At 71.0% G+C, this 5,741-nt stretch carries 6 protein-coding genes; 5 read left to right on the top strand and 1 reads right to left on the bottom strand.

Annotated elements, in window-relative coordinates:
• A partial coding sequence (locus ACTIR_RS0107590; protein ID WP_065388554.1) for an SIS domain-containing protein occupies positions 1-879 on the bottom strand: 879 nt, incomplete at its 3' end.
• 208 nt (positions 880-1,087) lie between these two features.
• Here ACTIR_RS0107590 and ACTIR_RS0107585 point away from each other — a divergent pair.
• The 5 genes from ACTIR_RS0107585 (at position 1,088) to ACTIR_RS0107565 (ending at position 5,568) form a co-directional block, all read left to right on the top strand.
• Entirely contained in the window at positions 1,088-1,933 is an 846-nt protein-coding gene (locus ACTIR_RS0107585) for a GntR family transcriptional regulator (protein WP_026453812.1), read from the top strand.
• A gap of 237 nt (positions 1,934-2,170) precedes the next feature.
• Complete coding sequence (locus ACTIR_RS0107580) at positions 2,171-3,124, top strand: ABC transporter substrate-binding protein (RefSeq protein ID WP_026453811.1); 954 nt, start codon at positions 2,171-2,173, stop codon at positions 3,122-3,124.
• Complete coding sequence (locus ACTIR_RS0107575; RefSeq protein ID WP_233345851.1) at positions 3,121-3,954, top strand: ABC transporter permease; 834 nt, start codon at positions 3,121-3,123, stop codon at positions 3,952-3,954. Before ACTIR_RS0107580 ends, ACTIR_RS0107575 begins: the two co-directional genes overlap by 4 nt.
• Positions 3,951-4,733, top strand: a complete 783-nt coding sequence (locus tag ACTIR_RS0107570; protein ID WP_026453809.1) for an ABC transporter permease — start codon at positions 3,951-3,953, stop codon at positions 4,731-4,733. The genes ACTIR_RS0107575 and ACTIR_RS0107570 overlap by 4 nt, the downstream gene beginning before the upstream one ends.
• 1 nt (position 4,734) lies before the next feature.
• A complete protein-coding gene (locus tag ACTIR_RS0107565) occupies positions 4,735-5,568 on the top strand; it encodes an ABC transporter ATP-binding protein (protein ID WP_026453808.1) in 834 nt (277 codons plus the stop codon).
• The last annotated feature ends 173 nt before the right edge of the window (positions 5,569-5,741 follow it).

Here is a 5,741-nt window from a genome sequence, read left to right as displayed (position 1 = left end):
CGGGATCGACGCCCCCGTGGACGCCGTGGGCGGGGCGGATCCGACCGTGAGGACGTCCGCGCCCCGCCCGGCGACGGTGTCCAGCACCTCGCCCAGGGCGGTGCCACCCGCCCCCGCGCCGGTGACGGCCAGCACGGCCGTGTCGGTGTCGACGGCGGCGACCGGGCCGTGCAACAGGTCGGCACCGCTGTGGGCGCGGGTGGGGAGGTAGCTGGTCTCGGCCAGCTTCAGCGCCGCCTCCAGCGCCGTGGCGTACGAGTAGCCGCGTGCCGTGGTCACCACCCGGTCGGCGAACCGGTACCGGTGCACGGCACGGGCGACCGCGTCCGCGGATTCGTCGAGGGTGCGTGCCGCGAGCGCGCCGAGCCCGCGGGCGCCTTCGCCGGTGCCACCACGGACGGCGTCGACGAACAGGTACAGCGCCAGCAGGGTGGCGGTGTAGGTCTTGGTCGCGGCCACCGCCTGTTCCGGCCCGGCACGGACGTCCACGGTCAGCTCGGCCGCCTCGGACAGGGCGGAGCCGGGGCTGTTCGTCACCGCGAGCGTGCGGGCCCCCTGCCTGCGGGCCGTCCCGGTGACCTCCAGCAGGTCGTCCGAGCCGCCGCTCTGGCTGACCGTGACGAGCAGGACGTCCCGCAGGTCCGGACGGGCCCCGTACAGCGTCGTGGTGGACGGGGCGACCAGCCCGGTGGGCAGCCCGAGCAGGACCTCGACGAGGTATCGGGCGTAGTGCGCGGCGTGGTGGCTGGACCCACGCGCGGCGAACAGCACGAACCGCGGCGGACGTTCGGCGACACCGCGGGCCACCGCGGCGAGCTCCGCGTGGTCCCCCGCCAGGTCGTCGAGCACGCCGGGTTGCTGGTCGATCTCCGTTCTCATGTGGTCGCCGGGCGCGTCGTTCACGTACTCACCCCGTTCCGTGCCGGACGGCTCGTCCCCGAGGGAGAAGTCGCCGAGGGAGAAGTCGCCGAGGGAGGAGTCGCCGAGGGAAGAAAATCGGTCCGGACCACTTCACGCACGTTCAACCTTCCGGCCGAAGGGTACGTTCCAGGGTGAGGGGGTTGGACTCGCAGTGAGGGAGTCGGTCATGGTTGACACGCTTCCCGCCCAGCGGACGCGGGAGCCGAAGTACTGGGCGCTCAAACAACACCTGCTCGACCTGCTCGAAGCCATGCCACCAGGGTCGGCCATCCCGACCGAGCGCGCCCTGGCGAACGAGTTCACCGTCTCCAGGACGACGGTGCGCCAGGCGTTGGCCGATCTGACCGCCGAGGGGCGGTTGCACCGGGTGCAGGGAAAGGGCACGTTCGCCGCCGAGCCGAAGCTCGCCCAGCGCCTCCAGCTCTCCTCCTACACCGAGGACATCCGGGCGCAGGGGCGCGAACCCTCGTCCCGGCTGCTGGAGATCGACGAAGAGGTCGCCGAGGGTGAGCTGCCGAAGATGCTGGGTATCCGCAGCGGCGCCAAGGTGCTGCGGGTGCGCAGACTGCGGTTGGCCGACGACGAACCGATGGCGGTGGAGACGAGTCACCTGCCGCTGGCGCGGTTCCGGGGCCTGCGCAGACAACTCGAATCGGGCGGATCGCTGTACGAGGCGTTGCGCGAGCGCCACGGCGTGGAACTGGAGCGTGCGGAGGAGACCATCGAAACCTCCCTCGCGGGGCCGCAGGAGGCCGAACTGCTCGGGGCGGACGTCGGGATGCCCGTGCTGTTGCTGTCCCGGCAGACGTTCGGATCGGACGGCAGGCCCGTCGAATACGTGCGCTCGATCTACCGGGGCGACCGGTACAAGTTCGTGACGACCCTGACCCGTCCCGCCTCGACCCGCTCGGCGGCGTCGACCCGGTCGACGTCGGGCAGGGCCGGGTCGGGCAGCAGGTCCGGGTCGGGCAGATCCGGGTCCGCACGGTCGAAGGCGTCCTCCGGGCGCTGAGCCCCCGCCACGGGAACCGCCCCCGCCCCCGTCGCTCCGGCGGCGGGGGCGGTTTTCGTGTGTCCGCGGCCCGGTGTGTCACGACGGAAAGAAATCGCCCGGACACGGCCCGGACATTGCGGGGCGATATCGGCTCGGTCCGGCGAATAGTTATCCCTGCGCGTCTTCCACTGCCCGGGTGTGTGCGGTATAAGAACATTCGTACGTTTAGTGAACGTCTTCGGAAGGACTCCTCTCATGCGACGCTTTACCGGCATCGGCGCCGGCATGGCGAGCCTGCTTCTCGTCGCGGCGTGCGGTTCGGGCGGCTCCGCCGACGATTCCGGCGGTGCGGACCCGGTCACGGTCGGCGTGATCCCGATCGTCGACGTCGCCCCGGTCTACCTGGGCGTGGAGCAGGGCTTCTTCGCCGATCAGGGGCTGGACGTCACCCTGGAGAGCAGCCAGGGCGGTGCGGCGATCGTCCCCGGCGTGGTCAGCGAGGAGTTCGAGTTCGGGTTCAGCAACGTGACCTCGCTGCTGCTGGCCGGAGCGAAGGGACTCCCGCTGGAGATCGTCGGCGCGGGCAACTACTCCACCGGCGAGCAGGGCGACGACTTCAGCGGTGTCGTGGTGCCGGAGGGCAGCGACATCACGGACGCCTCCGGGCTCTCCGGCAAGACCGTCGCCGTCAACACGCTGCAGAACATCGGCGACACCACCGTGCGGCAGTCGGTGGAGAAGGCGGGCGGCAACCCCGACGAGGTGAACTTCGTCGAGCTGCCGTTCCCGGAGATGCCGGGGGCCCTGGCCGAGGGCCGGGTCGACGGGGCGTGGCTGGTCGAACCGTTCCGGACGATCGCCATGAACCAGGGCGGCACGGAGATCGCCTCGAACCTGGTGGACACCCAGGACGACCTCATGATCTCGTCCTACTTCACCAGCAAGCAGTTGCGGCAGTCCGACCCGGAACTGGTCGAGCGGTTCACCACCGCACTGAACCGGTCGCTGGACTACGCGGAGAACAACCCCGACCAGGCCCGGGAGGCCATCCTCGACTACACCGAGATCGACCCGGCCGTCGCGGAGGAGATGACGCTGCCGAAGTGGTCCAGTGAGATCAACACCGGCACCGTGGAGCGGCTCGCCGAGCTGGCGCTGGAGGACGGCCTGGTGGACGAGAAGGTCGACACGGAGGCCCTGCTCCCGTGACGGCCGCGACAGCGACGACCGCACCGGCGCGCGCCCCGCGGACCACGCGGGGCCGCGGCCCGGTGCCGACCCCCGTGCTCGGCGCGGCGGGGGTGCTCGGACTGATGGCACTGCTCGAACTGGTGCCGCGACTGGGCGTGGTCGATCGCCGGTTCCTCCCGCCGTTCAGCGAGATGATCGCCGCACTGGCCGGGCAGATGTCCTCCGCGGAGTTCTGGGTCGCGTTGGTCGCGACGATCCGGGGCTGGGCGATCGGTCTGGCGATCGCCGTGGCCGCGGGCGTGGTGCTCGGCATCCTCATCGGCAGCATCCCGTTGCTGCGCGCGGCGACGAACTCGACGATCGAGTTCCTGCGCCCGATCCCGTCGGTGGCGCTCATCCCGCTGGCGGTGCTGCTCTACGGCAGTGACCTGCGGGCGACGTTGATCCTGGTGGTGTACGCGAGTTTCTGGCAGGTGCTCGTGCAGGTGCTCTACGGCGTGCGCGACGTGGACCCGGTGGCCCGGGAGACCGCCCGCTCGTACCGGTTCCGCCGGTGGACGCAGGTGCGCACGGTGATCTGGCCGACCGCCCTGCCGTACGTGATGACCGGGTTCCGGCTGGCCGCGGCGGTCGCCCTGATCCTGGAGATCACCGGTGAGCTGATCATCGGATCGCCGGGGCTCGGCGCCCAGATCAAGGTCGCGCAGAGTTCGGGCGCGGTGGACACGATGTACGCACTGGTGATCGTCACCGGGGTTTTCGGGGTGCTGGTGAACCTGCTGGCCCGGTTCGCGGAGCGTCGCGTCCTCGCCTGGCACCCGTCCGTGCGCGGGGAGGTGCCGAAGTGATCGTCTCAATCGCCCGTCGCGCGCTGCTCGCGCTCGGGCTGCCCGCCGTGCTGGTCACGCTGTGGTGGGTGGCCACCGCGAACAGCACCAGCTTCTTCTGGCCGCCACTGCCGGAGATCCTCGGCACCTTCGGCGAGACGTGGTTCAGCGGCAGGCTGGCCGCCGACGTGCTGCCCAGTCTGTTGCGGTTGCTGGCCGGCTATCTGATCGCGCTGGCGCTCGGGGTCGGTCTGGGAACGGCGATCGGCTCCTCGGCCACGCTGCGCGCGGTCGTGGAACCGGTGCTGGAGTTCTTCCGCGCGATCCCACCGCCGGTGCTGGTGCCGATCCTCATCCTGTTCGCCGGCATCGGGGACTGGATGAAGGTCCTGGTGATCGTGTCCGGCTGCATCTGGCCGATCCTGCTCAACACGGTCGAGGGCGTGCGCGGCATCGACGAGGTCCTGCGGGACACCGCCCGCTGCTACCGCATGCGCCGCTCGTCCCGGCTGGTGCACCTGGTGCTGCGGGGCGCCAGCCCGCAGATCGCGGCGGGCGCGCGCCAGGCACTGTCCATCGGCATCATCCTGATGGTCATCAGCGAGATGTTCGCCGCCAGCAACGGCGTCGGCTTCACCGTGATCCAGTTCCAGCGCAGCTTCGCGATCCCGCAGATGTGGAGCGGGATCATCCTGCTCGGACTGATCGGGATCACGCTGGCGCTGCTCCTCCGGCTCGTGGAGTACCGGGCACTGGCCTGGTACCGCGGGCTGCACGAATCCCAGCGAGGAAAGGGTTGACGTGACGACCGAGACCATGCTCGACGTGCGCGGGGTGCGCAAGGTCTTCGAGGGCAAGAGCCGCACCGTCGAGGCGATCCGCGAGCTCACGTTCTCCGTGCGCCCGGGGGAGCTCGCCTGCATCGTCGGCCCGTCCGGGGCGGGCAAGACGACGCTGCTCAAGTGCGTCGCCGGCCTGCTCGGGGTGACCGACGGCGAGGTCGTCCTTGAGGGGGAGCGGGTCACCGCCCCGCCGCCGGGGATGGCCGTGGTGTTCCAGGAGTACGGGCGCAGCCTCTTCCCCTGGATGACCGTGCGGGGCAACGTCGAACTCCCGTTGAAGGAGAAGAAGGTCCCGCGCGGTGAGCGCAGGCGCCTCGTCCGCGAGTCGCTGGAGGCCGTCGAGCTCGACCACGTGGCCGACTCGTACCCGTGGCAGCTCTCCGGCGGGATGCAACAGCGGGTCGCGATCGCGCGTGCCGTCGCCTACGAGCCGCGCGTGCTGCTGATGGACGAGCCGTTCGCCGCCGTCGACGCGCAGACCCGCGCCGACCTGGAGGACCTCGTGCGCAGCCTGTGGCGCCGGCTCGGCGTCACCGTCCTGTTCGTCACCCACGACATCGACGAGGCCGTCTACCTCGGCGAACGGGTGCTCGTGCTGTCGATGGCCCCGACACTGGTGCTGGCCGACGTGCCGGTCGACCTGCCGGACGAGCGGGACCAGATCACGACCAGGTCGACACCGCGCTTCGGCGAGCTGCGCACCCACGTGTGGGAGCTCATCCAGCAGGCCAAGGCCGGGGAGCGGAGCCCGGAGGACACCCAGGTCACCACCGCGGTCGGCCCGGACACCTGACCGTGACCCGCAAGGTCGGACAGCCGTCGCGGACCCGGCGGCTCCCGGCGGGCGGGGGCGTGTCGCTCGTCGCCGTCCTGCTGGTCGCGCTCAACCTCCGCGGCGCGATCGCGGCGGTCTCCCCGGTACTGCCGGAGATCCGGGCGGACGTCGGGCTGTCCGCGACCGCCGCC

Origin of the sequence: Saccharomonospora iraqiensis subsp. iraqiensis, assembly GCF_000430445.1 — a bacterium.
GTDB lineage: Bacteria > Actinomycetota > Actinomycetes > Mycobacteriales > Pseudonocardiaceae > Saccharomonospora > Saccharomonospora iraqiensis.
This window is presented reverse-complemented; position numbering and strand designations above follow the sequence as displayed.

Bases quoted from the DNA above. Each gene is read 5' to 3' on its own strand.
- ACTIR_RS0107580 (WP_026453811.1), top strand. From the start codon at position 2,171: ATGCGACGCTTTACCGGCATCGGCGCCGGCATGGCGAGCCTGCTTCTC.
- ACTIR_RS0107585 (WP_026453812.1), top strand. From the start codon at position 1,088: ATGGTTGACACGCTTCCCGCCCAGCGGACGCGGGAGCCGAAGTACTGG.